Genomic DNA, 24915 nt, shown 5'->3' on the forward strand with positions numbered 1-24915 from the left:
GGTTCCTTTTCTATTGGCGCGGCGTGGCCAGGAAATCGGCCAGGCTGCCGCATCCCTGGCGGCCGCGATGCGCCATGCTATCACCACCGCGCTCCGCGCTGCCCGGCGCCAGCCAGTCGTGCCGGTTGACCAGCACGCTGTCGTTGCGCAGCGCGCGAGCCAGCCGCTGCACCCGCGCCGGGTCGCCGGTCCATACGCTGACCGAACGCGCCATGCGCATCGCGTTGGCGCACGCGACCGCCTCGCCGTCTTCCTCGAACCGGCCGATCGAGACGAACGGCCCGTAGATATCCTCCAGCGCGGAGGCGCCAGTGCAATCGCTCTCCGCCACCAGCGTCGGCGACAGGAAGTAGCCGTCGGCCAGATCGCCGCCGGCGCGGCGGCCGTGCAGCAGCACCTCGTCGCAGCGGGCCAGTGCCTGCTCGGTGCGCACGCCCACCGCGACCAGCGCCGATGCATCGATCAGCGGTCCCATGCCGCACCCGGCCCGGTCCCCTGCCCCGACGACCACCTGCTCCAGCGCCCGTTTCAGCGCCGCCCTGGCTTCGCCGAAGCGCGACGCGTGCACCAGGATGCGGCGCGGTGCGCCATTGTGCTGGCCGGCGGCGACCAGCGCCGCTGCCGCCAGCTGTCCGGCCACTGCCTGCATATCGATGTCCGCAAACACCAGGCTGCACGACTTTCGGGTCAGGTCGAACAGCAGCCGCTTGGCGCTGGGCGCCGCGGCCTGCGCCATCTTGCGTCCGGTCTCCTGCGAGCCAGTGAAGCACAGCACGTCGACGCCGCGCGAGGCGACCAGCTCGCGCGCCACCTCCTGTCCCGTCTCCGACACCAGGTTGACCACGCCGGCCGGCAGGCCTTCGACTGCCGCCAGCTCGCCAATGACGGCCGCGGTGACCTGCGCACTTTGCCGCGCCGGCTTGACCACGGCGCAGCAGCCGGCCGCCAGCGCCGGTGCCAGCGACGCCACGAGCAGCGCCACCGGCGCATGCCAGGGCACCAGGATGGCGACCACGCCCGCCGCCGGCGCGGCACCGCTGGCCGCTGCGGGCTGCAACAGCTGCCCGGCGTGATGGCGCACGCACGCAATCGCAGTGGCGATCTCGTGGCGCGACTGCGCCAGCACCTTGCCGTTTTCAAGCGTCAGCAGGTGCGCCAGGTCGCCGCGCTTTTCCAGGCGTTCGGCCCAACGCAGCAGCAGCTCCGCGCGCCTGGCCGGGTCGTGCGACAGGCCGCCGCGCTCGAACGCAAGCCGCGCCGCATCGGTGGCCTGCCGCGCATCGGCCGCCGCGCCCGCGGCGAAGCCGCCGATCTCGCGGCCGTTGGCAGGGTTGATGCTGTCGCCCTCGCGCGCGCCGCCGGCAGGCTGCCACTGGCCGCCGACCAGGTTCTGCGCGCGCAAGCGATGCACCTCGGGTTTTATCGCTCTTGCTTCCATGGCAGTATCCATCCCTCGATTTCATTCAGGATGAGCGTCAACAGGAAGCCCAGGACGGAAATGACGATCAGGCCGACGTACATGGTTTCGACCGACAGGATCTGCCACGCGTCCCAGATCATGAAGCCGATGCCGTTCTTGGCGCCGACCATTTCCGCGATCGCGATCAGGATCAGCCCCATGCCGATGCCAAGCTTGATGCCCGCCATGATCGACGGCAGCGCACCTGGCAGGGCCACGGTGCGGAAGGTCTGCCAGCGGCTGGCGCGGAAGTTCTTGCCGACGTCGAGGTAGATCTTGTCGATCTGGAGCACGCCGGTGATGGTGTTGATCAGCACCGGGAAGAACACGCCCAGCGCCACCATCACGATCTTGGACGCCTCGCCGAGGCCGAAGATGAGCAGGATCAGCGGCAGGATCGCGCTTTTCGGCACCGGGTAGGTAGCCGAGATCAGCGGATCGATGGCGGCGCGGATCGGCCGGTACAGGCCCATCGCGATGCCGAGCAAAAGCGCCGGGATGCCGCCGAGGAGCGAGCCCCACAGCAGGCGCTGCAGGCTGGCCGACAGATGACCCCACAGTTCGCCCGATCCGGTCAGCTCGACGGCCTGCTTGACGATGCTGGTCGGGGCCGGGAAGAAGCGCGTGTCGACCACGCCGGCGCGGGCGCTGATCTCCCACAGCAGCAGGAGCGCCAGCGGCGAAGCGATGCCCAGCAGGCGGTCGCGGACCTTGTCGTTCATTTTCATGTGCGTGCCTCCTCTTGCGCCTTGGCGCGCTGCACTTCCTCGCGCAGGTGTCCCCATATGTTGTAGACCATCTCGCCGTAGGCCGGCTGCGAACGCAGCTCCAGCACGTTGCGCGGGCGCGCGAACGGCACGTCGATGATCGCTTTCACGTTACCCGGATGGGCCGACATCACCATGATCTTGTCCCCCAGGGTCACCGCCTCGTCGACGCTGTGGGTGATGAACACCACGGTCTTCTTGTCGGCTTCCCAGATGCGCAGTACTTCTTCCTGCAGCAGGGTCTTGTTCTGCTCGTCGAGCGCCGAAAACGGCTCGTCCATCAGCAGGATTTCCGGGTCGTTGGCGAAGGCGCGCGCGATCGACACGCGCTGCTTCATCCCGCCCGACAGCTGGTGCGGGTAATGCCTGGCGAATTTGGTCAGGCCGGTCTTGTCGAGGTAGTGGCCGACCGTCTCTTTCACTTCCGCTTCCGGCAGGCCGCGCAGCTTCAGGCCGTAGGCGGCGTTGTCCCACACGGTCATCCACGGAAAGATCGAGTCGCCCTGGAACACCATCGAGTTGCTGGGACGGCCCGGGCGGTCTGCCCGCACTTCGACCGTGCCGCTGCTTGGCTTCTCGAGTTCGGCCAGGATGCGCAGCAGCGTGGTCTTGCCGCAGCCGCTGGGGCCGACGATGACGAAGAAGGTGCCCGGCGCGATGTCGAGCGAGATGTTGTCGATCGCGGTGAAGGTGCCGCCCCTGGCGGCGAACTGCTTGGTCAGGTTGGCGATGCGGATCTTGGGCGCCGCCAGGCCTGGTATGTTCTCAGCCAGTTTCATGGTCGCTCCCATCTTATTGCTTCGGCTGGTAGGGGCCCAGCGCCTTGACCGCGGCATTCACGAACGAGGTGTCGACCACCTGTTCCATCTTCACGCTGCCATCCACGTACTTCTGCTCCTTGTAGAACTGATAGTCGCGCGCCAGGCTTGCCTCGTTGATCTTGCCGTCCGGGTGGATGCCATTCGGCGTCATCTTCTTGTACAGCGCCGGGTCCTTGACGTTGCTGTCCGCGGCCAGGATGGCGATGACTTCGGCCGCGTTCGGGCCGGCGAACTTGCCGTCCTTGAGCGCGTCGTTGTAGAAGCGTGCGCCCTTCAGGTAGGCGATCATGAACTTCTGCGCGAGCTGCGGCTGCTTCTTAATGAAATCGCCGCCGTACAGCAGCACCGCGATCTGCTGGTTCGGATACGGATCGGTGTTCGTCAGGCGCACCGCCGCGCCACGTTCGATGGCCTGGGTGGCCGACGGCTCGGTGGTGACGCTGGCGTCGATCGCGCCGTTCATCAGCGCCGCCACATGCTGCGGGTAGCCGATGTATTCGTGCTCGGTGTCCTTGTACGACAGGCCGCCGCTCTTGAGCGCTTCGTTCAGCTTCGAGCCGGGCGAGCCTCCCTTGGCAGCTTCCGCCACCTTCAGGCCCTTGAGGTCCTTGTAGCTCTTGACCTTGCCGCTGTCGACCAGCGCCTTGCGCACCAGGATCGGCATGTAGTCGTACTGCGGCGGGGTGGAGCCCTTGTCGGCCACCACCTTGATGTTGATGTCGCGCGCGGCGGCGTTGTACAGGCCGGCCGACATGGCGCCGGCCGCCACGTCCAGCTGGCCGGTTCCCAGCGGCGCAATCATCTTCGGTCCCGCGTCGAACGGCACGAACACCACCTTGATTCCCTGCTCGGTGAAATAGCCCTTCTTGTTGGCGATGAAGAACGGGGCATCGCTGACCACATTGTTGACGCCGATGCGGACCTCGGCCGGTGCGGCGGCGGCGGCAGGCATGCCGCATGCCCATGCCGCAGCCAGCACGGCAGCGCCGGCGGCGAGCCGGCGGCGCTGTTGGCCGCTCGCGACTGCCGCGGCGGTGGTACGTTTTGCGTTCTTCATTTTGTCTGTCTCCAAGCTGTTATGGGGATGGTGCTGCGTCCTGCGGCTTTGCTCAACTTCCTTTGAAATCAGGTTTGCGCTTCTGGTGGAAGGCTTCGACGCCCTCGCGGAAGTCGTCGGACGAACGCAGGCGGCTGTAGCAGTGGCCTTCCAGTTCGATCGCGATGGCCAGGGTCGAGTCCTCGGTATCGTTCAACAGCTTCTTGGCGGTGCGTTGCGCGATCGGTGAGAACGCGCGCAGTTCCTCGACCAGCGCATCGGTGGCTTTTTCCAGGTCGCCGTCCGGGACGCACATGGTGGCGATGCCCCAGTCGTATGCCTGCTGGCCCGGGACCCGACGCGAACGCATCACCACGTCCTTGGTGCGCGTGATGCCGACCATTTTCTGCAGGCGCGCGGAGCCGCCCGAACCCGGAATCTGGCCCAGTTTCTGTTCCGGCAGCGCGTACTGCGAGGTCTCGGATACGATGCGGAAGTCGCACGCCAGCGAGATCTCGAAGCCGACGCCGAAGCAGAAGCCGCGGTTGGCTGCGATCACCGGCTTGCTGCAGCGTGCAGGCGCGGCGATGTTCCATGCCAGCTTGGAAACGTGTTCCGGCGTCGCGTCGAGGAAGCCGCGGATATCGCCGCCGCTGGAGAAATGTTCGCCAACCGCGCGCAGCACGATCACGCGCACCGCGGGGTTCTCGTCGAGCGATTCGAACACCAGGCGCAGCTGGTCGCGCTGGGCCATCGAAATGATGTTGAACGGAGGACGTTCGAGCACGATGTCGGCGCGCTCGCGTTCGGCGTCGATGATCACCGAAAAGCCGTCGAGCTTTTCGAGCAGGGTGTGCGCTGGATGGGAAAGATGGGACATGTTGTTTCCTTTTGTATGAGTTGGAAAGTTAAACCGCGATCGCTTCTTGCAGGCTGCTGCGGGCGCTGCTCGAGGCGGCGTCGCCGGCCAGGATCACCTGGCCGCGTTCGAGCGCGTAGAAGCGGTCGGCGACATCGAGCGCCCGCTGGACGTTCTGTTCCACCAGCAGGATGGGAATGCCGTCATCGCGCAGGCGCTCGATAATGGCGAATATCTCGTCGACGATGATCGGGGCCAGGCCCTCGGTCGGTTCGTCGATCAGCAGCAGCTTGGGCGCGCCTACCAGCACGCGCGCCATGGCCAGCATCTGCTGCTCGCCGCCCGACAGCGACGTGCCCAGCTGCGGCCGGCGTTCCTTCAGGCGCGGGAAGCGCTCGTAGGCCTGCTCCAGCACCGCGCGCGATTCGGCCTTGCTGCGGCCCGGGCACTGCAGGAAGCCGAGCTTCAGGTTTTCCTCGACCGTCAGGCCGGGGAAGATGCGGCGGTCTTCCGGCACCAGGCCAATGCCCAGGCGGCAGATGCGGTCCGGCGCCAGCGGCCCGATCTCGGCGCCGTTGAAACGCACCGATCCCGCGCTCGGCTTGACCCAGCCGGCGATAGTTTTCATCACGGTGGTCTTGCCGACGCCGTTGCGGCCGCACAGCACCACCACTTCGCCGGCGCCGACGGTCAGCGACACGCCTTGCAGCACATGGCTCAGGCCATAGTGGGTGTGGACCTTGTCAAGTTCAAGCATGGTGCCCTCCCTGTCCGAAATATGCGGCTTGCACCGCTGGGTTGGCGCGCACGGCGGACGGCAGGCCCTCGGCCAGCTTGGCGCCCTGCGTCATGACGACCACGTGGTCGGACAGGTTCATCACCAGCCCGACGTCGTGCTCGACCAGCAGGATCGACAGCTCGCCCGCCAGCGACTTGATCATCTCGCCGGTTTCCTCGGTGTCGGCGTGCGACATGCCCTGGGTCGGCTCGTCCAGCAGCAGCATCCTGGGCTTGCAGGCCAGTGCCACCGCGATCTCGAGCCGGCGCTGCTCGCCGTGCGACAGGTAGCCGGCCAGTTCGTGCGCCTTGGCCGACAGACCGAACTGGGCAATCAGTTCCTCGGCGCGGGCCAAAGCGATGCCGCTGCGGCGAACCGGCAGCCACGCGTGGATGGCCGGTTCCAGCGCCTGTGCGGCAAGGCGCAGGTTCTCGAACACCGACAGCTCGAAGAACAGGTTGGTGATCTGGAACGAGCGCGCCAGGCCCGCCTTCACCAAGTGGTCCGGGCCGCGCGCGGTGACGTCCTGGCCGTTGAAACTGACCTTGCCGCTGCTCGGGCGGATGGCGCCGCTGATCAGGTTGAACAAGGTGCTCTTGCCGGCGCCGTTCGGGCCGATCACCGAGGTGATGTGGCCGCGTTTCGCGTCGAAGCTGACGTTATTCACCGCGGTGAGCGCGCCGAAGCGCACCGACAGCCCGCGTACCGACAGCACGTTCTGGTCTGGCTGGTTCATCGCTGCTCCTTTCGCGACAGCCACGCTTCGAGGCGCGGGCGCAGGTAGCCGATCAGGCCCTTGGGGAAGAAGATCACGGAAATCATGAACAGCACGCCGATGATGATCAGGTGGTGTTCGGTGTACGAGCCGACCACCGATTTCAGTGCGCTCAGGATCACGCTGCCGTACAGCGGGCCGATCAGGGTGCCGACGCCGCCCAGGATCACGGTGATCACGGCATTCCCGGACGCCTGGAAGAACATCAGCTCGGGCGATACGAAACCGCGCAGCATCGGGTACAGCGAGCCTGCCATGGCAGTGACGTTGGCGGCCAGGATGAAGGCCAGCAGCTTGTAGCGCTGCGCGCTGAAGCCGAGGAAGGGCACGCGGTGCTCGTTGGCCTTGATCGCCACCACCAACCGCCCGGCTGGCGTCTGCAGCAGGGCTTCCAGCGCGAAGTACATGGCCATGACCAGCGCCAGCACCAGCAGGAAAAAGCTGGCCGCGTTGCTGCTGTCGACCGTGAATAACAGGAAGTCGGCCTGCACCACGGGGATGCCGATAATGCCGTCCGAACCGCCAAGTTCACGCGTGTTGAACACCACCTTGGACACCACTTCGGCCAGGCCGAAGGTAATCAGCGCAAAGTAGACGCCGCGCGCCCGGATCGCGATGATCCCGGCGACGGCGCCGGCCACGGTGGATGCGGCCAGGGTCACGCCCAGCGCGAGCCAGAACGAGGCCGTCCATTCCTTCAGCACCAGCCCCGAGACATAGGCGCCAAGCCCGAAGAACAGCGCATGGCCGAGCGACAGCAGGCCGGCGAAGCCGAGCAGCAGGTCGACGCCCATGGCGAAACCGCCATAGATCAGCGCCTCGGTGGCGAGGCGGAAGAAGAATACATCCTGCAGCACCGCGGCGATGGCGGCAAACACCAGCGCCAGCGCGATGAACAGGAAGGCGAAGTAGCGCACCGCATTGCGGGCGATGCGCTCGCGGCGGGCGACCGCGCCCAGCACCGGCGCCAGGGCAGGCGCGGGCGCGCTGCGGATTGGGGTGACGTTATCAAGCATGGCCGAGCCTCCCGAACAGTCCTTGCGGGCGCACCATCAGCACCGCCACCATGATGGCGAATACCAGCGGGTCGGTCCACGAAGGCGACATGTACAAACTGGCGATGGCCTGGATCTGGGTCAGCACTAGTCCCGCGATCACCGCGCCCTTGATGCTGCCAAGGCCGCCGACGATGACGACGCTGAACGCCATCAGGATGAAGTCCTTGCCCATCGTCGGGAATACCGAGTACACGGGGGCGAGCAGCACGCCCGCCAGTGCGGCCAGCGCCACGCCGAACGCGAAGGTGCCGGCGTAGACGTGCGAGACCGGCACGCCCAGCGACGATGCCATGTTCTTGTCGAACGCGGCGGCGCGCACCATGGCGCCGAGGCTGGTGCGGTAGACCACCAGCCAGACGGTGACGATGATCGCGCTGCCGACCGCCATCAGGAACAGGCGGTAGTTGGGGAAGAACATGCCTGCGATCTCGCTGGCGCCCTCGATCGGGGGGGCGGCGGTCAGCGCCTGCGGGCCGTAGAACACCTTGAACAGGTCTTCCATGATGATCGCCAGGCCAAAGGTGAGCAGCAGCGTCAGGATATGGCGGTCCTTGTGGTGGAACACGCGCTGGATCAGCATCCGTTCGAAGGCATAGCCGAGTGGCGCCATGATCAGCGGTACCAGCAGCAGCATCAGCCAGAAATTGACGCCTGCCGCGGCCAGGCTCACGCCCAGGTAGGCGCCGAGCGCGTAGAACTCGCCGTGCGCCATGTTGATCACGTCGAGCAGGCCGAAAATGATCGTCAGCCCGAGCGCCATCAGGATCACAGCCACGCCGATCGACAGTCCGTTGACGACCTGTGGAGCCAGCACGAACTGCAGTGTGTCGATGAAGCCACCCATGATCGCCATCCTCAGAACCTGGTGCAGGTGTCGGGGCCTATCGCGGCGGCGCCAGCCACCTTGCTCAGGACCTTGAACTTACCGTTGCTCATCTGGGTCGCGTACATGTCCTGGACAGCCTGGTGGTCGCCCGCGCGCATGGTCTTCCTGCCTTGCGGGGTCATCCATTCGAGACCGCGCATCGCGGCGCGCACCTTGTCGGTGTCGGTGCTCTTCGCCTTTTCCACCGCCGCCTTGTAGAAGTACATCACGCCATACGAGTCGGCGCCGTACAGGTCGGGAGCCGCCTTGGCATGCTGCTGGAAGGCCTGCACGAATTTCCTGTTCTCGGGGAGGTCGATCTCGACCGAGTAGCCGACGCCGGTGACGAAGCCTTCGCCGGCCTTGCCGACCGCCGCCAGGTTCTGCGAGGTCAGCGTGCCGGATGCGCCCACCACGGTCATGTTCTTCAGCAGGCCGTACTGGGCCATCTGGTTAAACAGGCGCACCGTGTCGTTGCCGGCCACCGAGGTGTACATCACGTCGGGACGCGCCGCACGCACCTGGCCGAAGAACGGCGAGTAGTCCTTGTTGTCGAGCGGTGCGAACACTTCGCCGACCGTCTTCGCGTTCTTCTGCTCGGCCGCGCTCTTGAACGCGGCCACGGTGCTGCGGCCCATCTCGTAGTCGGGGCCGAGATAGAAAACCTTGGCATTCGGCTTGGCCTTGCTCAGCCACTCGGCCAGCGCGGCCGACTGCTGGCCGGCCTTGGCGTTCACGCGGAATACGTTGGGCGAGCACTTCTCGCCGGTGATGGTGTCCGAAAACGAGACGGTGGTGGCGATCAGGCGGTTGTTGCGCTCGGCCAGCTGGCCGACCGCCAAGGTCGATGCCGAATTGACGGTACCGGTAAGGAAGTCGACCTTCGATACCTGGAACAGCTTTTCGGCTTTCGGCGTGGCGACCGACGGATTGGCCTCCTCGTCCTCGAACAGCAGTTCGACTTTGCGGCCCATGATGCCGCCGGAAGCGTTGATTTCCTTGGTCGCGAGCTCGATACCCCACTTGACCTGCTGGCCCAGCGCGGAATAGGTGCCCGACAGCGGCGTCACGACGCCGATGCGGATCGGGCCGTCCTGGGCCGAGGCGCCGCCGCCAAAACCGGCGATCACCGCCGCGGCCATCAACTTGTATGCGAATGCTGTTTTCATGTTTGTCTCCTGCGTTTTTAGGAATGGATTGAATCACTGCTGTGCTTCTGCTTCGTACTCATTGGCGACCAGCTTGCGGCGCAACAGCTTGCCGACCGGGGAGCGCGGCACTTCGACCACGAAGACATAGGAGCGCGGCCGCTTGAAGTTGGCCAGGCCCGAAGTGCGGCAATGCGTGTCGAGTTCCTCGCTGGTGACCGCCGCGCGGCGCTTGACGAAGGCCGTGACGCTCTGGCCCCAGCGCGCGTCGGCCAGCCCGACCACCGCCACTTCGTCGACTGCCGGGTGGAGCGACAGCAGGCTCTCGATTTCGACCGGCGAGATGTTTTCGCCGCCGCTGATGATCATGTCGTCGGTGCGCCCAGACACGAACAGGTCGCCGTCGCGGTCCAGGTAGCCGGTGTCGCCGGTGAAGTACCAGCCGCCGCGCAGCGCCTTGGCGTTGGCGTCGGGCCGGTTCCAGTAGCCCTCGAAGGCTTCGTCGCCGCACAGGTCGACGATGATCTCGCCCTCCTCGTAGCGTTCGGCCGCCATGTCCGGGTTGCCGCTGTCGAGCCGTACCACGCGCAGGCGCTGGTTGATGCCGGCCCGCCCGGCGCTGCCGGGCTTCTTCACGGCGTCCTGGTCGATGCTGAAGGTGTACACCTCGGACGAGCCGTAGTGGTTGACGAACAGCTCGGGATGGAACAGCGCGTCGAGCTTCTTCAGCAGCGCCTCGTTCATCGACGCGCCCGCGAAGCCCAGCTTGCGCACCGAGGACAGGTCGGTGGCGGCGCAGTTCGGGTGGGCGATCACGTCGTGGTAAAGGGTCGGCACCAGGTACAGGTTGGTGATGCGCTCTGCTTCGATCGCCGCCAGCACCGCCACCGGGTCGAACTTCGGCACGCACACGAAGCAGCCGTCGACCAGCGCCATCGCCAGCAGCGAACGCACGCCCATGGTGTGATACAGCGGCATCACGCCGAGCGTTCGCTCGTGGCGGCCGTACTGGTTCTGGGCGACGTGCGCCAGCGCGGCCGCCCGTTCGTGGCGGTGGCGGCGCGGCACGCCTTTCGGCTTGCCGGTGGTGCCGGAGGTGTACAGCATCAGCGACCAGTCATCGGCGCCGGCGTTCAGCAGCGGGACTGGCGGCTGGGCCGCCAGCAGCTGTTCGAACTGCAGCGTGGCGCCCGCTGCGGCGCCGACCGCGATGCGCGGCAGGCGTTGCGCCACCACGGAGTCACGCACAGCGTCGGCCGACACGTCCTGGAACACGATGGCGCGCGCATCGGCGTCGCCGGCGCAGTAGTCGATCTCGTCCAGCTTGGCGCGCCAGTTGAGCGGCGTGACGATGATGCCGGCGAACTGGCAGGCCCAGTGCAGGGTAGCCATCTCCCAGCGGTTCTGCAGCAGCGCGACCAGGTGGTCGCCGCGCTGCAGGCCGATCCCTTGCAGGCCTCCGGCCACCGCGGCCACGCGGTCGAACCACTGGCCGTAGGTCAGGCGCAGGCCGCCGTCCACCAGCGCCAGCTGGTCGGGACTGCGTTCTACCGATGCGAGGAAACTGCGGCCCAGATCAAGCATGTTCTTTACTCCCATGAATGGCGGCCTGGCGTTGCGCTGCAACGTCGAGCACGGCGTTGACGATATTTGTATAACCGGTACAGCGGCACAGGTGGCCGGACAGCATGTCGCGCACCTGTTCTTCGCTCGGCGCGGGGACGCGCTCGAGGAAATGGCTGCATGACATCAGGATGCCGGCGGTGCAGAAGCCGCACTGCAGCGCGTGGTGGCGCTTGAAGGCGGCCTGCAGGTCGCCCAGTTCGGCGCCGGCGCCCTTATTAAGACCCTCGACGGTGTCGACACAGCGCCCGTCGGCCTGCACCGCCAGCTGCATGCACGAGCGCTGGGCCACGCCGTCGACGCGCACGGTGCAGGCGCCGCAGATGCCGTGCTCGCAGCCGACGTGGGTACCGGTCGCACCCAGCTTGTGGCGCAGGAAGTCCGACAGCAGCATGCGCGCTTCGGCCGGCGCGGTGCGCGCCACGCCGTTCAGCGTGATGGTCACCGGGTATTCCATGTTCTTTTCGTAGTGTTTCATATGCTTGCCTTCACTATCAGTTGACGGCCCAGCTGGCGCACCAGGTGGCGCCGATACTCGGCGCTGGCGTGTGCGTCGCCCTGGGCTTCGAGTTCCCATGCGAAGTCGTTGAGTGCGGCATCCAGGTCGTCGCCGTCGATGCGCGCCCAGCGCCTGCGGATCGGGCGGTCGGCCACGCCGCCGACGGTCAGTTCGATGGCGCCGCTGGTGACCACAGCGGCCAGCGCCACGATGGCGAAGTCGCCGTGCCGCATCGAGACTTCGCGGAAGGCGTAGCGCGCGCCCTGCCGGCGCAGCGGGAAGCGCACTTCCTCGACGATTTCTCCGGGGCGCACCGCTGTCATCAGCATCCCCTGGAAGAAGTCGCCGGCCTTCAACACGCGCCGGCCCGACTGCGAGCGCAGCACCACTTCGCCCTGCAGCGCGGTCAGGCACAGCGGCAACTCGGCGCTCGGGTCGGCATGGGCGACCGAGCCGCACACGGTGCCGCGGTTGCGGATCTGGAAGTGCGATATCCACGGGAAGGCCATGCCGAGGAGCGGCACTTCCGAGCCCAGGGTGGCGCGCGTTTCGACGCTGGCCTGGGTGGCTGCGGCACCCACCGCCAAGTTGCCGTTCTCGACGCGCACGTAGTCCAGGTCCTGGCAGCGCGAGATATCGACCAGCATCGCCGGCTGCGCCAGGCGGATGTTCAGCATCGCCATCAGCGACTGGCCGCCGGCCAGGATCTTGGCGTCCTCGCCGTGGCGGGCAAGCAGGCCCACCGTCTCTTGCGCGCTGTCGGCGCGAATGTAATCGAATGCGGCCGGCTTCATTTGGATACTCCCAGTGCGTGCAGGATGCGCTGCCACAGTGAGCGCTTCTGCAAGGCTGCGCCGCCCCCGGCCTGGCGCCCCAGTTGTTCGAACAGCTGGCGCAGCACGATCTTGGCGGCGCCCTCCAGCATGCGGCCGCCCACGGCCGCGACCTTGCCGCTGACGGCGGCGCTGTAGTCGTAGGTCAGCAAGGTCCCCGGACCCGCCGGTTCGAGGCGGATGCGGCCAGCGCCTTCGGCCGAGCCGAGCGAGCTGACGCCCTTGCCGCCCAGCGCGAGGCCGTGCGGCGGATCGAGGTCGGACAGGCGAATCTCGGCGGCGTAGCGCGCCTTGACCAGGCCGATGCCGATGGTGACGTCGGCGCGGTAGTGATTCTCGCCGGCCTTGTCCAGCGCGTGGCAGCCGGGGATGACCTTGACCAGCGCGTCCGGGTCGAGCAGCACCGCGTACACCTGCTCCGGCGTGGCCGGCAGTTCGACCGAGCCTGACATCGACAGCGCGTGGCCGCCTTGCGGCGCCTTGACCGGCGCGGCGCCGCGCGGCTTGCTCGGCGCCGGGTCGTCCACGCCGAGCAGCGCATGGATCTTCGACGGCGTCAGCGGCAAGCGCAGGTCGGCCACGCCCAGCGCATCGGCCACCGCATTGGCGATGCACACAGGAGTGCTCATGTTGTTGCCTTCGCCAAGGCCCTTGGCGCCCAGCGGCGTGAACGGCGACAGCGTTTCCATGTGGACGATCACCGGCTCCGGCACCTCGCAGGCGGTCGGCACCAGGTAATCGGCAAAGGTGCCGGACTTGAAGCTGCCGTCGCTGCCGTAGTCGAATTCCTCCATCAGCGCCGCGCCCAGCCCCTGCGCGAAGGCGCCGCGGATCTGGCCGTCGGCCAGCGCCGGGTTGAGGATGCGGCCGGCGTCGTGCGAGGTGACGTAGCGGTCGATGCGTACCTGCCCGGTGATCTTGTCGACTTCGACCGCGCAGATGTCGAACACGAAACCGTAGGCGGCCGAGCTGTTGATCACGTCGTTTTCGTCCGGCGCCTGCAGCTGCGCCGGCGTCCAGAACACGGTTTCGCGCACGCCCGATGCCATCCCTTCCGGCAGGCTCGCCGGCGACCAGTGGGCGCCGCCCGCCACGCGGTGGAACGGGAGCTTGCCGGCCGGATTGGCGCGCGCGTACACCTTGCGGCCTTCGAACACGATGTCGGAGGCCGGGACATCGAGGATGGACGCGGCGATCAGGGCCAGCTTGTCGCGCACCCTGACCGCAGCCAGGTGCACGGTGCCCGCCACCGCGCCGGCGAAGCGGCTCGAGTAGTTGCCCGCGGCGATGGACCAGCCGTCCTTTTGCGTATCGAGTTCGGCGTTGACCAGCACGTCCGACGGCTCCAGCCCCAGCACGTCGGCCACCACCTGCGCCACCACCGTGCGGTGGCCCTGCCCCTGCGGCACGGAATCGATCATCACGCTGACGCTGCCGAGCGCATCGACGGCAACGGTGGCGCTGGTGTTGGCGCCGTTCTTCGGGCCCGCCTTGGCGCGTTCTGCCGGCGTGAGCGCGGTGGTGATGTAGCCCATATTGGAAATCGACGGCTCGACCACGGCGGCGTAGCCGATGCCATACAGGCGGCCTTCGGCGCGGGCCTGGTCGCGGCGCGCCCTCAGTTCGGCCAGTCCGCCGCGTTCGGCCGCCATCGCCATCGACAGCTGGTAGTTGCCGGAGTCGTAGAGCGAGCCGGCCGGCGCGCGGTAGGGAAAGGCATCCGGCGTGATCATGTTGCGTGCGATGACGTCGAACGGATCGAGGTCCAGCTCGACCGCGATACGCTGCATCAGGCGCTCCAGCGCGAAGTACACCTGCGGGCCGCCGAAGCCGCGCACCAGGCCGGACGGGGTTTTGTTGGTCAGGACCACCTGGTTGTGAACCTGGAGGTGGCGCAACTTGTAGGCGCCGGTCAGCATGCCGTGCATGCGGTAGAAGGTGGCCGGCTCCGGCGCGCGCAGGTAGGCGCCGCAGTCGTCGATCTGGTGGTAGCGCAATGCGATGACGTCGCCTTCAGGCGTCACAGCGGCTTCGATGGTGGTGACGCGGTTGGTCGACGAGACCGAAGCTTGCAGGTGTTCGAGGCGGTCCTCGATCCACTTGACCGGCGCGCCGGCCTTGCGCGAAGCGAGGCACAGCAGCACGATGTAGGTCGACACGGCCTGCTTGGTGCCGAAGCTGCCGCCGGAATCGCGCGGCGCGCGCAGGCGCAGCCGGGTGCCGGAAACCTTGAGCGAGCGCGCCATCACAGGATGCAGCGCGAACGGTCCCTGGAAGTTCGACAGGACGTCGTAGCCTTCGTCACCGGCAAGGTATTCGGCGACGACGGCGAAGCATTCGATCGGAGTGCAGGAATTGCGCGGGTAGTGGACCTTGAGCTTGACCGTGCGCCCGGCGGCGGCGAAGGCGGCTTCCGGCTCGCCGTACGAGAAATGGCGGTCGTTGACCAGGTTGGCGCCCACGGCCGGATGCAGCACCGGCGCGCCCTCCTCCAGCGCGGCTTCGGGGTCGACCACCGCCTTCAGCTGGCGGTACTCGACCTTGACCAGTTCCAGCGCGTCTTCAGCCAGGTAGCGGCTTTCGGCCATCACCACCGCGACCGGCTCGCCGACGTAGCGGGCGCGTTCGATTGCGATCGACCAGTGCTCCATCGGCTGCTTGACGCCGACCGCGAATGGGGTCGACCAGGCGGCGACGTCGGCGCCGGTCAGCACCGCGCGCACGCCGGGCAGCGCCAGCGCCGCGCTGCTGTCGATCGCGAGGATCTCGGCGTGGCCGTGCGGGGAGCGGAGGATGGCTGCGTGCAGCGTGCCTGGCTTGACGCCGATGTCGTCGGCGTAGCTGCCGCGCCCTGTCAGCAGGGCGGCGTCTTCGAAGCGGGGCAGCGCCTTGCCGACATGGCCGCTGGGCGCGGCGTCGGCCGCGGCGGCAAAACCCTCGGCAGGCACTGGGGAAATCTGGTTCACTGTGTGGCCCTTTTCGCAGCATTACTGTTGCAAAAAGTGTAGGCCTGTGTGTCCCGAAAGCTGTTACCCGAGGGTGTGTGGATTTACCGTACAGTCTTTTTTTTTACGCGCTTGCGATGTCAATGGTGGTCGTAAACATCGACCACCTTGCGGTATTGGCTCGGCACCGCGCCCAGGTGCTGCTGGAAGAATCGGGTGAAGTGGCTCTGCGCGCTGAACCCCAGGCTATCGGACAAACTGACCAGCGGGACCCGGCTTTGCGTCAGGCCCTCGATCGCCTTTTCCATGCGCAGCACGTTGACGTACAGGGTAGGCGTCAGGCTGGTGTCCTGCTGGAACAGCTTGAAGAAGTGGGCGCGCGACAGGCAGGCTTCGGACGCCATCCTGTCGATATCGAGTTCGGCGCCGACGTTGCTGCGCATGTAGCTGATGGCGCGGCGGATGCGCGGATCGGGAATGCGCGGCAGTTCGGCCTTGCGCATGTCATTGAAGTTGCGCCATTCCGAAAACGCGTCGACCACCGCGATCATCAGGTTCGACAGCTGTATCTCGAGCTGCTGCGCGCTCAGCTGGTCGCCATACAGCATCTGCATCGCCAGCTGGTTCGACAGGTTGCGGATCGGCTTGGAGATCTCGACGCAGGGTTGCGGGAAGAAGCCCGGCTGGCCGCTGGAGATCAGGGCCTTCTCGATCTCGCCCAGCCACAGCGGCTCGATGTACAGCGCCAGGATGATGGTGCCCGGCGCGTCCGGATCGTGGTGGGTGTAGGCGTGCGGCTCCCACGAATTGATCAGCACCGCGGTCTGGTCGGTCAGCGGATAGGACTTGTCGCGCACGGTGAACGACGTGTCTTCGCCGCTGACCTTGATCAGCACGTGGCACTGCGAATGGCCGTGGGTGACCAGCGGACGGTCCATATCCAGCAGGCAGACCCGCCCGAACTTACCTTGCAAAACACGTACAGCAGCTGACATGCCTGTCTCCTTGCGGGGCGTTTCGCAGCGCCGGATCGGGATCCTGGCGGTAGCACGCTCTAATGGTTGTCCATGGTGGCTTGCTCTTGCGCGGCGCAATTCATGCATGCTGCATGACGCCGGGCCGGCAAATTGCGCTAATCATGCACGAAAAACGCGCACCGCGCACGTCGACCCGCAATTTTGCGATCATTAATTATGATATTAAATATCAAAATTTATTATTTGAAGTTATATATCACCACTCCCTATACTGGATTCACAACGAGGAGACCGAAGTGAATTCAAACAATTTCGAGCAAGGGCCGGCCAGCGACCTGCGTACATGGCTGGCCCACCTGGGCGCCAGCGGGCGGGTCGCCGTCGTGCGCGAGGGCGTGCGGCTGAAGCACCAACTGGCGGCGATCGCCAAGCGGCTGGACGGCAAGCAGGCCGCCTTTTTCCCGCATCCGGACGGGTACGCGATTCCGGTGGTATCGGGCTTCATGTCGCGCCGCGCCTGGATCGCGGAAGCAATGGGCGTGACCGAGACGGAGCTGCTTGCGGCCTACCGCAATGCCTCCGACAACCCGCTGCCCTGGCAGGAAGTGGCCGCCAACGATGCGCCCTGCCAGCAGGTGGTCAAGCGCGATGTCGACCTGCTCGCCGCACTGCCGATCCCGACCCACAGCGAGCACGATAACGGTCCCTACATCACGGCGGGCCTGGTGATCGCGCGCAATCCCGTCACCGGTATCCAGAACGTCTCGATCAACCGCATCCAGGTGCATGCGAGGGACCGCATGGCGATCCTGATGCTGCCGCGCCACCTGCATGCTTTCTACCAGGCCGCGGAAGCGCGCGGCGCGGCGCTCGACGTGGCGGTGGTGATCGGCGCCGACCCGCTTACCCTGCTCGCCTCGCAGGCGATCTCGCCGATCGACCACGACGAACTGGAAATCGCCGGCGCCCTGCATGGCGCGCCGCTACCGGTGGTCAAATGCGTAAGCAGCGATGTGCGCGTGCCGGCCCGCGCCGAAATCGTCATCGAGGGCAAGCTGCTGCCGAAGGTGCGCGAACCCGAAGGCCCATTCGGCGAGTTCCCAAAGTACTACAGCGCGCGCGAAGACCGCGAGGTGATCCAGGTAAGCGCCATCACGCACCGCGAATCGCCGCTGTTCCACACCATCGTGCCGGCCGAAATGGAGCACCTGCTGCTGGGCGCGATCCCGCGCGAAGCGACCTTGCTGGCTCTGCTGCAGCGCAGCCACCCCGGCGTCAGCGACGTCCACCTGTCGATCGGCGGCGTCGGGCGCTACCACCTGCACGTCAGGTTCAGGAAGAAGCGCGAAGGCGAAGCCAAGAACGTCATCCTGTGCGCGTTCGGCGCCCACTATGACCTCAAGCAGGTGACCGTGGTCGACGACGACGTCGACGTGCACGATCCGCTGCAGGTCGAATGGGCGGTGGCCACGCGCTTCCAGGCCGACCGCGACCTGGTCGTCATCGCGGGCGCGCAAGGCTCGGTGCTCGACCCCTCCACCACGGTCGGCATTGAGATGCCCGGCGGCGCACCGCCGCCGCCCCACATGCAGGGCATCAGCGCCAAGATGGGCATCGACGCGACCCGGCCGGTGGTCTACCACGAGCACGTATTCACCAAGGTGAAGGTGCCGGGCGAAGACACGGTCGACCTGGCGACCGAAGTCAGCGCCGGCGCGACGGTCGACTGGTCCTGCATGCAGGTATTGCGATGAACGCGCGTCCGCGCCTCGTGGTGGCCATCACGGGCGCCAGCGGCGTGATCTACGGCGTGCGCCTGCTGGAGCAGCTGCGTGCCAGCGGCGCGGTGGAATCGCACCTGGTCATGTCGCCGTCGGGCGCGCTGACCGCGTCGCAGGAACTCGACATGAAGCGCAGCGATATCGAAGGCCTGGCCGATGTGGTGCACAACGCCAAGGACGTCGGCGCCACCATCGCCAGCGGCTCGTTCCGTTCGCTGGGCATGGTCATCGCGCCCTGCTCGATGAAGACCCTGGCCAGCATCGCGCACGGGCTGGCCGACAACCTGGTCAGCCGCGCAGCCGACGTCATGCTCAAGGAAAGGCGCCGGCTGGTGCTGATGGCACGCGAGACGCCGCTCAACCTGGCGCACCTGCGCAATATGACCAGCGTGACTGAAATGGGCGGCATCGTCCTGCCGCCGGTGCCGGCCTTCTACACCCGGCCGGAAACGGTGGACGACATCGTCAACCACACCGTCGGCCGCGTGCTCGACCTGTTCGATATCGAACACGAGGGACTGGTCAAGCGCTGGGACGGCATCACGAAGCGGGGACTGGAAACTGTGTCTTGAGCAGGATCTGCGCCTTCAGGATGGCGACGAAGGCCGCGCTGGCCGGGCTGAGCGGCCGGCGCGGATGCGACACCAGCACCACCTGGCGCGTCAGGCGCGGCGATACCACCGTGTGCAGCTGCAGCGCGCCCGCCTCCACCCGTTCGTTCACCACGATGCGCGGCAGGATGGTGGCCAGCTGGGTCGACTCGACCAGCCGCGTCATTGTCACCAGCGAATCGACTTCATAGACCGGGGCCAGCTCGACGTCCTCGTTGTGGGCGAAGCTGTCGATCACGTCGCGCAGGCCGTGGTTGCGGGTCGGGAGCACCAGGGCGATGCCCAGCTGGGCGACCTGCTGCAGGGTCAGGCGCGCGGGCGGCGGCGACAGGTGGCCGGCAGCCGTCACCAGCACCAGGTCCTCGTCGATGATGTGCTCGACCTTCAGCTGGCCGTGGCGGCGCACGCCGTTGACCACCGCCGCTTCGATCTGCCCGCCGGTTACCCAGTCCGACAGCGTGGTGCTGTAGCCGTCGGCGATCGTGACGCCGACCTTGGGGTAGCGCGCCGAGAACGCCGACAGTGTGTCGGCCAGCACGCCGGCGGTGATCGATGCGATCAGGCCGATGTTCACATGGCCCGTGAGTTCGCCATCGCTGCACATGACCTGTTCGCGCGCGCGCGCGAAGTCCTGCAGGATCGGCAGGAACAGGCGGTACATCTGGCGCGCCGCGGCTGTCGGCACCATGCCTTGGCTGTTCCGCTCGAACAGCTTCTGCCCGAGGTCATCCTCCAGCCGCGCCAGCTGCATGCTGAGCGCCGGCTGCACGATGCTCAGGCGGCGCGCGGCGCGCGTGACGCTGCCCTCCTCGTACAGGCATATGAAGTACTGAATCTGGCGCAGGTCCATCCGCTGTCCCCTCAAGAATGAACCGATGGTATCACCAACGCTGATGCTTGAGGCCATTCGCTATTCGATGAATGCTCGCAAGCGCCCGGGACTTATAGCTGGCCTCCCACAACCACGCCATAGCGACGCGGTTCCAGCACAAAGATGTTGGTAGAGGTGCCAGCCGCCTGGGTGGAGATGAAGCGTCCCGTCGTGGCGTCGTTGCCAGTCAGGTTTTGTACGTAAGTACGCACGAACCACTGCTTCTCGGGACCAGACAGCTGGACCTGGGCATTGACGTTTGCGTAGCCCTTGAGGCGGTCGTGTGGCTTGTTGAATGCGCTGGAAAATGTCCTTCCCGTGAAATGCGCGTCTATCCGCGGTACGAGGAGCATGCCATCGCCGAGATTGAAGGTGTATTCGGCGCCGGACGACAGCTTGAAACGCGGCGATAGCGGCAATTCGTTCCCCGCGAGGTTTACCTCGACGCCGTTGGCCACCGTGTACTGCGATCCCCCGGCTGCCCTGAGCGCATCGCATATGCTGAAAGCGCCGGCCGCACTGGTTCCGGGCAGCGGAACCGGCGCCCTCAGGCCCAGTTGCGCATTCACGGCTGCCACCAGTTCGTTGGCCCCAGCGTCACTTCCTCCCGCCGCCGGGATGACGGCGCAGTTCGAACCGTTCGCTATATCCTTGATCACCACGACGTCGGTGCGCCCGCCGGACGGGTCGCGCGGATCGATGATCGACAACTCCTTCAGTTTCGTCTTGAGGAAGCTGGCCGACAAATTCACCCTGAAGCCGCGCACGGGAATCAGTACCGACTCCAGCTCTGCCCCATGGATATCCGCGTCGGCGTTATCGTTCACGGCCGAACGCGCCACCAGGCGGCTGATCTGCAAATCGTTGTAGCGGACGGCAAAGGCGCTCGTGCTCAGGCTGAGCTTTCCACCCAGTAGCGTATTCCTGGCGCCCAGCTCAAAGGCATCCAGCGTTTCCTTCTTGAAATCGGAAGAAGCCTGGAACTCCACCGGGGTAGCCGGGTTGATGCCGCCCGCCTTGTAGCCGCGCGAGTAGGAAGCGAAGTAGAGCGTGTCCTTGTCCGGCCGATAGTCGGCCACGAAGCGGCCGGTGACGGCGCTGGACTTGGTCCGCTGGTGCGCGTAAAGCTGGCTGCCCTCCAGGGATGCATCCGCATCATAGGCGCTGGTGTACGGAGACTCGAACGCGTCCGGTATGCCGAAAGGAACGGGGAACGAGAGCAGCACGGCGCGCTGGTGTTGCCGTTTCTCGTCGCTTGAATAGCGCAGCCCGCCCGTCAACTTCAGCTTCTTGCTGACGTCGTAGTAAGCCTCGCCAAACACCCCGTAGCTCTCCAGTGTCAGCTCGGGCAGCTCCGAATCGTAGAACCCGGGGCCAAGAAATACGTTCGGATAAGCCAGGTTGCCTGCGGCGCGCTGGCCGAGGGTGGTGAGTCCACCCAATACCGCCGCGCTGTAGTCCAGCGCGAACAGGTTCACAAAATAATCATTGTCGCGTCTGGAATCGAGGTAGATGGCGCCGACGAGGAAATTCAAAGGGCCATCGAATTTGCTGTCGACGTGCGCCTCGACCATGCGCTGCCTGGTCTTGTCCCTCCAGCGCTCGAATTCAGCGCCGCGCGGCGAGCAGACACTGACGTGGCCACCATAGACGCCGGTGTACTGGCGGTTCGGTTCCGAGGTGCACACGCCTCCTGCCAGGCCATTCGGGAACAAGGCCTGTGCCGCCGGCGTGAAGGGATTGACGCCACCGGGAAAGCCGGATCCCGGAGCGCCTGCCAGGGCTGCGAAGTTCAGCAGGCCGGGGTTCGCGGTCAATGGATTCGCGGCCGCCAGGTTGAAGTCGGTACGCTGGTCGCTCTGATCACGAACGTAGCCCCCGGTAATCGTCAGCGCGTAACGATCGCCGAGTTTTTGCTCGAGGCGCAGGATCAGGTGGGCGTTGTCGGCACGGTAAGACGGCTGCATGTCGGAACTCACCTCGCGAACGTCCGCGGGCGAAGGCACCCCGCCGTACACAGGGTCCGGGCCGTACACGCTCGACAATCCCAGGCCGGCGATCATGGGATTGCCTCCGCTCGCAATGGCAAACAGCTCGCGCGATACCAATGCGCCTGCGACGATGCCGTGGAAGTTGGGCGTGTCGGTCCCGAGCCGGTCCGCCCGGCAGCCCATGATGCCGACCTCGTCGCGGGCGCACAGCTGCTTGGTGAAGCGGGTACGATTGTCGTCCTCGCGGAACCAGGAGCCGATCACGTCCAGGGTGGTCGACTTTCCGGCCATGATGCGCAGCGTCGTGCGCAGCGCATACAGATCGCGTCCATCGATGCGGCTGTTATCGAACAGATTCCTGGTGTACCCGTTTCTCTTCAGATACGTTCCCGCCAGGCGCAGGCCGACGGTATCGTTGAAAGGGACATTGAGCATGCCGGTCACCCGGCGCGTGTCGTAGCTGCCGGCTTCGACCTGGATGCTGCCATGTTTTTTATCGAAGGTCGGCCGGGCCGTGATGAAGTTGATGACGCCGGCTGTCGCATTCCGGCCGTACAGCGTTCCCTGCGGCCCACGCAGCACTTCAATGCGCTGCAGGTCGAAAAATTCGGTTTCAAAGATACGCGACTGCAGCACAGGCATGTCGTTGATATGGATGGCGGTCGCCGGGTCGCAGGAAAGGCCCGTGCACAGCTCGCCCACGCCGCGAATAGTGAAGGTCGCGCCATCGAATTGTGCCTTAGTGAAGGTCAGGTTCGGAACGCTGTACTGCAGGTCGAGTGCGTTGTTGATCTGGCGCGATGCCAGGTCGGATGCCGTCAACGCGGTGACGGCCATCGGCACATCCTGCAGCAACTGGAACTGGCGCTGCGCTGTCACGTAGACCTTTTGCACGACTTCGGCTTCAGCTGGCGGCGCCTGCTCGACACCGGACACTTGCGCCACTTGGGCAACAGCGTGCCCCGCTGCCATCCCAAGGACGAAGAACGAGGCTGCGGAGCTGATAGCAGACCTGTGGCATCTTCCAATACGCATGACGATGTCTCCTGATGCGGAACAGAAACAGGAAAGCCTGCTGCGGGTGCTACTTACCGACCACCGACCACGATATCATGAGCGCCACAAGAACCAAAAAAAACCGCAGGACCGTTTCCGGCGCCTGCGGTTTTTTTGCAACCCGGGACGCGAAGTCCCGAACGCGTGATTACGCTGCCTCGCGGCTGGCCTTCTTGCGCTCGTGCTCTTTCAGGAAGCGCTTGCGCAGGCGGATCGACTTAGGCGTGATTTCCACCAGCTCGTCGTCGGCGATGAATTCAACCGCGTATTCGAGCGACATCTGGATAGGCGGCACCAGGCGCACTGCTTCGTCGGTACCCGACGAACGCACGTTGGTCAGCTGCTTGCCCTTGATCGGGTTGACGACCAGGTCGTTGTCGCGCGAGTGGATACCGATGATCATGCCTTCGTACACCGGGTCGTTGTGGACGACGAACATGCGGCCGCGGTCCTGCAGTTTCCAGATTGCGTAGGCAACGGCGGCGCCGTCGTCCTGCGAGATCAGCACGCCGTTGCGGCGGCCGGCCATTTCGCCCTTGGTGTTGTCCACTGGCGCGTATTCGTCGAACACGTGCGACATCAGGCCGGTACCGCGGGTCAGGGTCATGAATTCGCCCTGGAAGCCGATCAGGCCACGCGCAGGAATCTTGTACTCGAGGCGCACGCGGCCCTTGCCGTCCGATTCCATGTTGGTCAGGTCGCCACGGCGGCGGCCCAGTTCTTCCATCACGCCGCCCTGGTTGGCTTCTTCAACGTCGACCGTCAGGTTCTCGAACGGCTCGTGGCGCACGCCATCGACCATCTTGAAGACCACGCGTGGACGCGACACAGCCAGCTCGAAGCCTTCGCGGCGCATGTTTTCGATCAGGATGGTCAGGTGCAGTTCGCCGCGGCCCGATACTTCGAAGATCGTGTCGTCGTCGGTTGGCGCAACGCGCAGCGCGACGTTGGCCTTCAGTTCGCGCTCGAGGCGGTCACGCAGCTGGCGGCTGGTGACGAACTTGCCTTCGCGGCCAGCCAGTGGCGAGTTGTTGACCATGAAGTTCATGGTCAGGGTCGGCTCGTCGACGGTCAGCATCGGCAGCGCTTCCGGGGTGTCCGGTGCGCAGATGGTCGAACCGATGCCGATTTCGTCGATACCGTTGATCAGGCAGATGTCGCCGGCGACAGCTTCGTCGACCAGCACGCGCTCCAGGCCCTTGAAGTTCAGCACTTGGTTGATGCGGCCCTTGATCGGGGTGCCGTCAGGGCCGTTCATGACAACGACGTCCTGGCCGGTCTTGACGCGGCCACGGTTGACGCGGCCGATGCCGATCTTGCCGACGTACGAAGAGTAGTCGAGCGAGGTGATTTGCATCTGCAGCGGGCCGTCCGGATTGTCGTCGCGGACTGGAACGTGTTCCAGGATCGCGTCGAACAGCGGCTTCATGTCGCCCGAGCGTACGTCTTCGGTCAGGCCGGCGTAGCCGTTCAGGCCCGAAGCGTAGACGATAGGGAAGTCCAGCTGTTCGTCGGTTGCGCCGAGCTTGTCGAACAGTTCGAAGGTCTGGTTGATGGCCCAGTCGGCGCGCGCGCCCGGACGGTCAACCTTGTTCACGACCACGATAGGCTTCAGGCCCAGCGCCAGCGCCTTGCGGGTCACGAAGCGGGTCTGTGGCATCGGGCCTTCCTGTGCATCGACCAGCAGCAGCACCGAGTCAACCATCGACAGCACGCGCTCCACTTCGCCGCCGAAGTCGGCGTGGCCCGGGGTGTCGACGATGTTGATGTGGGTGCCTTCGTACTCCACCGCGCAGTTCTTCGACAGAATCGTAATACCGCGTTCTTTTTCGAGGTCGTTCGAGTCCATGACGCGGGTATCGACCGCCTGGTTTTCACGGAAGGTACCGGACTGGCGCAGCAGCTGATCCACGAGGGTGGTCTTGCCGTGGTCGACGTGGGCGATGATGGCGATGTTGCGAATTGCGCGTTTTGTGTTTGACATGGTCGTAATGAGAATGTACGTGGCGTACGGAGGTGTACGGATGCTGCGGATTACTGGAACCCACTAGTATAGCACGTGCTGCGACGCACTAAACTAAAAAGGCGTGTTATTTCAAGGGCTTGCTAATTTTTTCGACAAAGTAGCAGGCAGGAACGGAATCGCCCTTCGATTCCGGAAT

General features: G+C 65.7%; 20 protein-coding genes. 2 read left to right on the forward strand and 18 right to left on the reverse strand.

Features of this window, described 5'->3' with window-relative positions; genetic code table 11:
- Positions 1-10: 10 nt before the first annotated feature.
- The 15 genes from D3872_RS19405 to D3872_RS19475 all read right to left on the reverse strand — a co-directional run bounded on the left by D3872_RS19405 (position 11) and on the right by D3872_RS19475 (position 16461).
- A complete protein-coding gene (locus D3872_RS19405; protein ID WP_182915865.1) occupies positions 11-1438 on the reverse strand; it encodes an aldehyde dehydrogenase family protein in 1428 nt (475 codons plus the stop codon).
- Positions 1420-2187: an ABC transporter permease gene (locus tag D3872_RS19410; protein ID WP_119812361.1), complete on the reverse strand. Its 768-nt coding sequence runs from the start codon at positions 2185-2187 to the stop codon at positions 1420-1422. Before D3872_RS19410 ends, D3872_RS19405 begins: the two co-directional genes overlap by 19 nt.
- Entirely contained in the window at positions 2184-3005 is an 822-nt protein-coding gene (locus tag D3872_RS19415) for an ABC transporter ATP-binding protein (RefSeq protein WP_119812392.1), read from the reverse strand. The genes D3872_RS19410 and D3872_RS19415 overlap by 4 nt, the downstream gene beginning before the upstream one ends.
- Positions 3006-3018: 13 nt before the next feature.
- On the reverse strand, positions 3019-4104 hold the full coding sequence (locus tag D3872_RS19420; protein ID WP_229459420.1) for an ABC transporter substrate-binding protein: 1086 nt from the start codon (positions 4102-4104) through the stop codon (positions 3019-3021).
- A gap of 52 nt (positions 4105-4156) precedes the next feature.
- Positions 4157-4963: an enoyl-CoA hydratase/isomerase family protein gene (locus D3872_RS19425; RefSeq protein ID WP_119812362.1), complete on the reverse strand. Its 807-nt coding sequence runs from the start codon at positions 4961-4963 to the stop codon at positions 4157-4159.
- 28 nt (positions 4964-4991) lie between these two features.
- Positions 4992-5699 carry an ABC transporter ATP-binding protein gene (locus D3872_RS19430; protein WP_119812363.1) on the reverse strand — a complete coding sequence of 236 codons (708 nt, stop codon included), beginning with the start codon at positions 5697-5699 and terminating at the stop codon, positions 4992-4994.
- Entirely contained in the window at positions 5692-6456 is a 765-nt protein-coding gene (locus D3872_RS19435; RefSeq protein ID WP_119812364.1) for an ABC transporter ATP-binding protein, read from the reverse strand. The genes D3872_RS19430 and D3872_RS19435 overlap by 8 nt, the downstream gene beginning before the upstream one ends.
- Positions 6453-7511: a branched-chain amino acid ABC transporter permease gene (locus D3872_RS19440; RefSeq protein WP_119812365.1), complete on the reverse strand. Its 1059-nt coding sequence runs from the start codon at positions 7509-7511 to the stop codon at positions 6453-6455. The genes D3872_RS19435 and D3872_RS19440 overlap by 4 nt, the downstream gene beginning before the upstream one ends.
- Entirely contained in the window at positions 7504-8397 is an 894-nt protein-coding gene (locus tag D3872_RS19445; protein WP_119812394.1) for a branched-chain amino acid ABC transporter permease, read from the reverse strand. Before D3872_RS19445 ends, D3872_RS19440 begins: the two co-directional genes overlap by 8 nt.
- Positions 8398-8408: 11 nt before the next feature.
- The gene (locus D3872_RS19450; RefSeq protein WP_229459421.1) at positions 8409-9587 is read right to left on the reverse strand and encodes an ABC transporter substrate-binding protein; all 1179 of its coding nucleotides are present in this window, start codon (positions 9585-9587) and stop codon (positions 8409-8411) included.
- A gap of 33 nt (positions 9588-9620) precedes the next feature.
- A complete protein-coding gene (locus D3872_RS19455) occupies positions 9621-11150 on the reverse strand; it encodes an AMP-binding protein (protein ID WP_119812366.1) in 1530 nt (509 codons plus the stop codon).
- Positions 11143-11667 carry a (2Fe-2S)-binding protein gene (locus D3872_RS19460; RefSeq protein ID WP_119812367.1) on the reverse strand — a complete coding sequence of 175 codons (525 nt, stop codon included), beginning with the start codon at positions 11665-11667 and terminating at the stop codon, positions 11143-11145. The genes D3872_RS19455 and D3872_RS19460 overlap by 8 nt, the downstream gene beginning before the upstream one ends.
- Positions 11664-12482, reverse strand: coding sequence for an FAD binding domain-containing protein (locus D3872_RS19465; protein ID WP_119812368.1), 819 nt, complete (start codon positions 12480-12482; stop codon positions 11664-11666). The genes D3872_RS19460 and D3872_RS19465 overlap by 4 nt, the downstream gene beginning before the upstream one ends.
- A complete protein-coding gene (locus tag D3872_RS19470) occupies positions 12479-15478 on the reverse strand; it encodes a xanthine dehydrogenase family protein molybdopterin-binding subunit (protein ID WP_229459427.1) in 3000 nt (999 codons plus the stop codon). The genes D3872_RS19465 and D3872_RS19470 overlap by 4 nt, the downstream gene beginning before the upstream one ends.
- Before the next feature lie 128 nt (positions 15479-15606).
- Complete coding sequence (locus tag D3872_RS19475; RefSeq protein ID WP_119812369.1) at positions 15607-16461, reverse strand: AraC family transcriptional regulator; 855 nt, start codon at positions 16459-16461, stop codon at positions 15607-15609.
- 278 nt (positions 16462-16739) lie between these two features.
- On the opposite strand from D3872_RS19475, the gene D3872_RS19480 reads away from it, so the two are divergent.
- Together D3872_RS19480 and D3872_RS19485 are read left to right on the forward strand one after the other, a co-directional pair.
- A complete protein-coding gene (locus D3872_RS19480; protein WP_229459422.1) occupies positions 16740-18197 on the forward strand; it encodes a UbiD family decarboxylase in 1458 nt (485 codons plus the stop codon).
- Entirely contained in the window at positions 18194-18796 is a 603-nt protein-coding gene (locus tag D3872_RS19485; protein WP_119812370.1) for a UbiX family flavin prenyltransferase, read from the forward strand. Before D3872_RS19480 ends, D3872_RS19485 begins: the two co-directional genes overlap by 4 nt.
- Here D3872_RS19485 and D3872_RS19490 read toward each other — a convergent pair.
- From D3872_RS19490 to typA, 3 genes are all read right to left on the reverse strand, one after another.
- A complete protein-coding gene (locus tag D3872_RS19490) occupies positions 18765-19685 on the reverse strand; it encodes a LysR family transcriptional regulator (RefSeq protein WP_119812371.1) in 921 nt (306 codons plus the stop codon). The two genes, D3872_RS19485 and D3872_RS19490, sit on opposite strands and share 32 nt — an antisense overlap.
- A 92-nt stretch (positions 19686-19777) precedes the next feature.
- Positions 19778-22732: a TonB-dependent receptor gene (locus D3872_RS19495; RefSeq protein ID WP_119812372.1), complete on the reverse strand. Its 2955-nt coding sequence runs from the start codon at positions 22730-22732 to the stop codon at positions 19778-19780.
- Positions 22733-22901: 169 nt separating this feature from the next.
- A complete protein-coding gene (gene typA, locus D3872_RS19500; RefSeq protein ID WP_119812373.1) occupies positions 22902-24737 on the reverse strand; it encodes a translational GTPase TypA in 1836 nt (611 codons plus the stop codon).
- Positions 24738-24915 lie beyond the last annotated feature (178 nt).

Source organism: Massilia cavernae (assembly GCF_003590855.1).
In the GTDB taxonomy this organism is placed as follows: Bacteria; Pseudomonadota; Gammaproteobacteria; order Burkholderiales; family Burkholderiaceae_D; genus Telluria_A; species Telluria_A cavernae.

Excerpts from the sequence above, each read along its gene's own strand:
- D3872_RS19485 (WP_119812370.1), top strand. The coding sequence starts at position 18,194 with ATGAACGCGCGTCCGCGCCTCGTGGTGGCCATCACGGGCGCCAGCGGC.
- D3872_RS19420 (WP_229459420.1), bottom strand. The coding sequence starts at position 4,104 with ATGAAGAACGCAAAACGTACCACCGCCGCGGCAGTCGCGAGCGGCCAA.
- D3872_RS19435 (WP_119812364.1), bottom strand. The coding sequence starts at position 6,456 with ATGAACCAGCCAGACCAGAACGTGCTGTCGGTACGCGGGCTGTCGGTG.
- D3872_RS19445 (WP_119812394.1), bottom strand. The coding sequence starts at position 8,397 with ATGGGTGGCTTCATCGACACACTGCAGTTCGTGCTGGCTCCACAGGTC.
- D3872_RS19430 (WP_119812363.1), bottom strand. The coding sequence starts at position 5,699 with ATGCTTGAACTTGACAAGGTCCACACCCACTATGGCCTGAGCCATGTG.
- D3872_RS19475 (WP_119812369.1), bottom strand. The coding sequence starts at position 16,461 with ATGTCAGCTGCTGTACGTGTTTTGCAAGGTAAGTTCGGGCGGGTCTGC.
- D3872_RS19425 (WP_119812362.1), bottom strand. The coding sequence starts at position 4,963 with ATGTCCCATCTTTCCCATCCAGCGCACACCCTGCTCGAAAAGCTCGAC.
- D3872_RS19465 (WP_119812368.1), bottom strand. The coding sequence starts at position 12,482 with ATGAAGCCGGCCGCATTCGATTACATTCGCGCCGACAGCGCGCAAGAG.
- D3872_RS19410 (WP_119812361.1), bottom strand. The coding sequence starts at position 2,187 with ATGAAAATGAACGACAAGGTCCGCGACCGCCTGCTGGGCATCGCTTCG.
- typA (WP_119812373.1), bottom strand. The coding sequence starts at position 24,737 with ATGTCAAACACAAAACGCGCAATTCGCAACATCGCCATCATCGCCCAC.
- D3872_RS19440 (WP_119812365.1), bottom strand. The coding sequence starts at position 7,511 with ATGCTTGATAACGTCACCCCAATCCGCAGCGCGCCCGCGCCTGCCCTG.
- D3872_RS19455 (WP_119812366.1), bottom strand. The coding sequence starts at position 11,150 with ATGCTTGATCTGGGCCGCAGTTTCCTCGCATCGGTAGAACGCAGTCCC.
- D3872_RS19415 (WP_119812392.1), bottom strand. The coding sequence starts at position 3,005 with ATGAAACTGGCTGAGAACATACCAGGCCTGGCGGCGCCCAAGATCCGC.
- D3872_RS19495 (WP_119812372.1), bottom strand. The coding sequence starts at position 22,732 with ATGCGTATTGGAAGATGCCACAGGTCTGCTATCAGCTCCGCAGCCTCG.
- D3872_RS19460 (WP_119812367.1), bottom strand. The coding sequence starts at position 11,667 with ATGAAACACTACGAAAAGAACATGGAATACCCGGTGACCATCACGCTG.
- D3872_RS19450 (WP_229459421.1), bottom strand. The coding sequence starts at position 9,587 with ATGAAAACAGCATTCGCATACAAGTTGATGGCCGCGGCGGTGATCGCC.
- D3872_RS19405 (WP_182915865.1), bottom strand. The coding sequence starts at position 1,438 with ATGGAAGCAAGAGCGATAAAACCCGAGGTGCATCGCTTGCGCGCGCAG.
- D3872_RS19490 (WP_119812371.1), bottom strand. The coding sequence starts at position 19,685 with ATGGACCTGCGCCAGATTCAGTACTTCATATGCCTGTACGAGGAGGGC.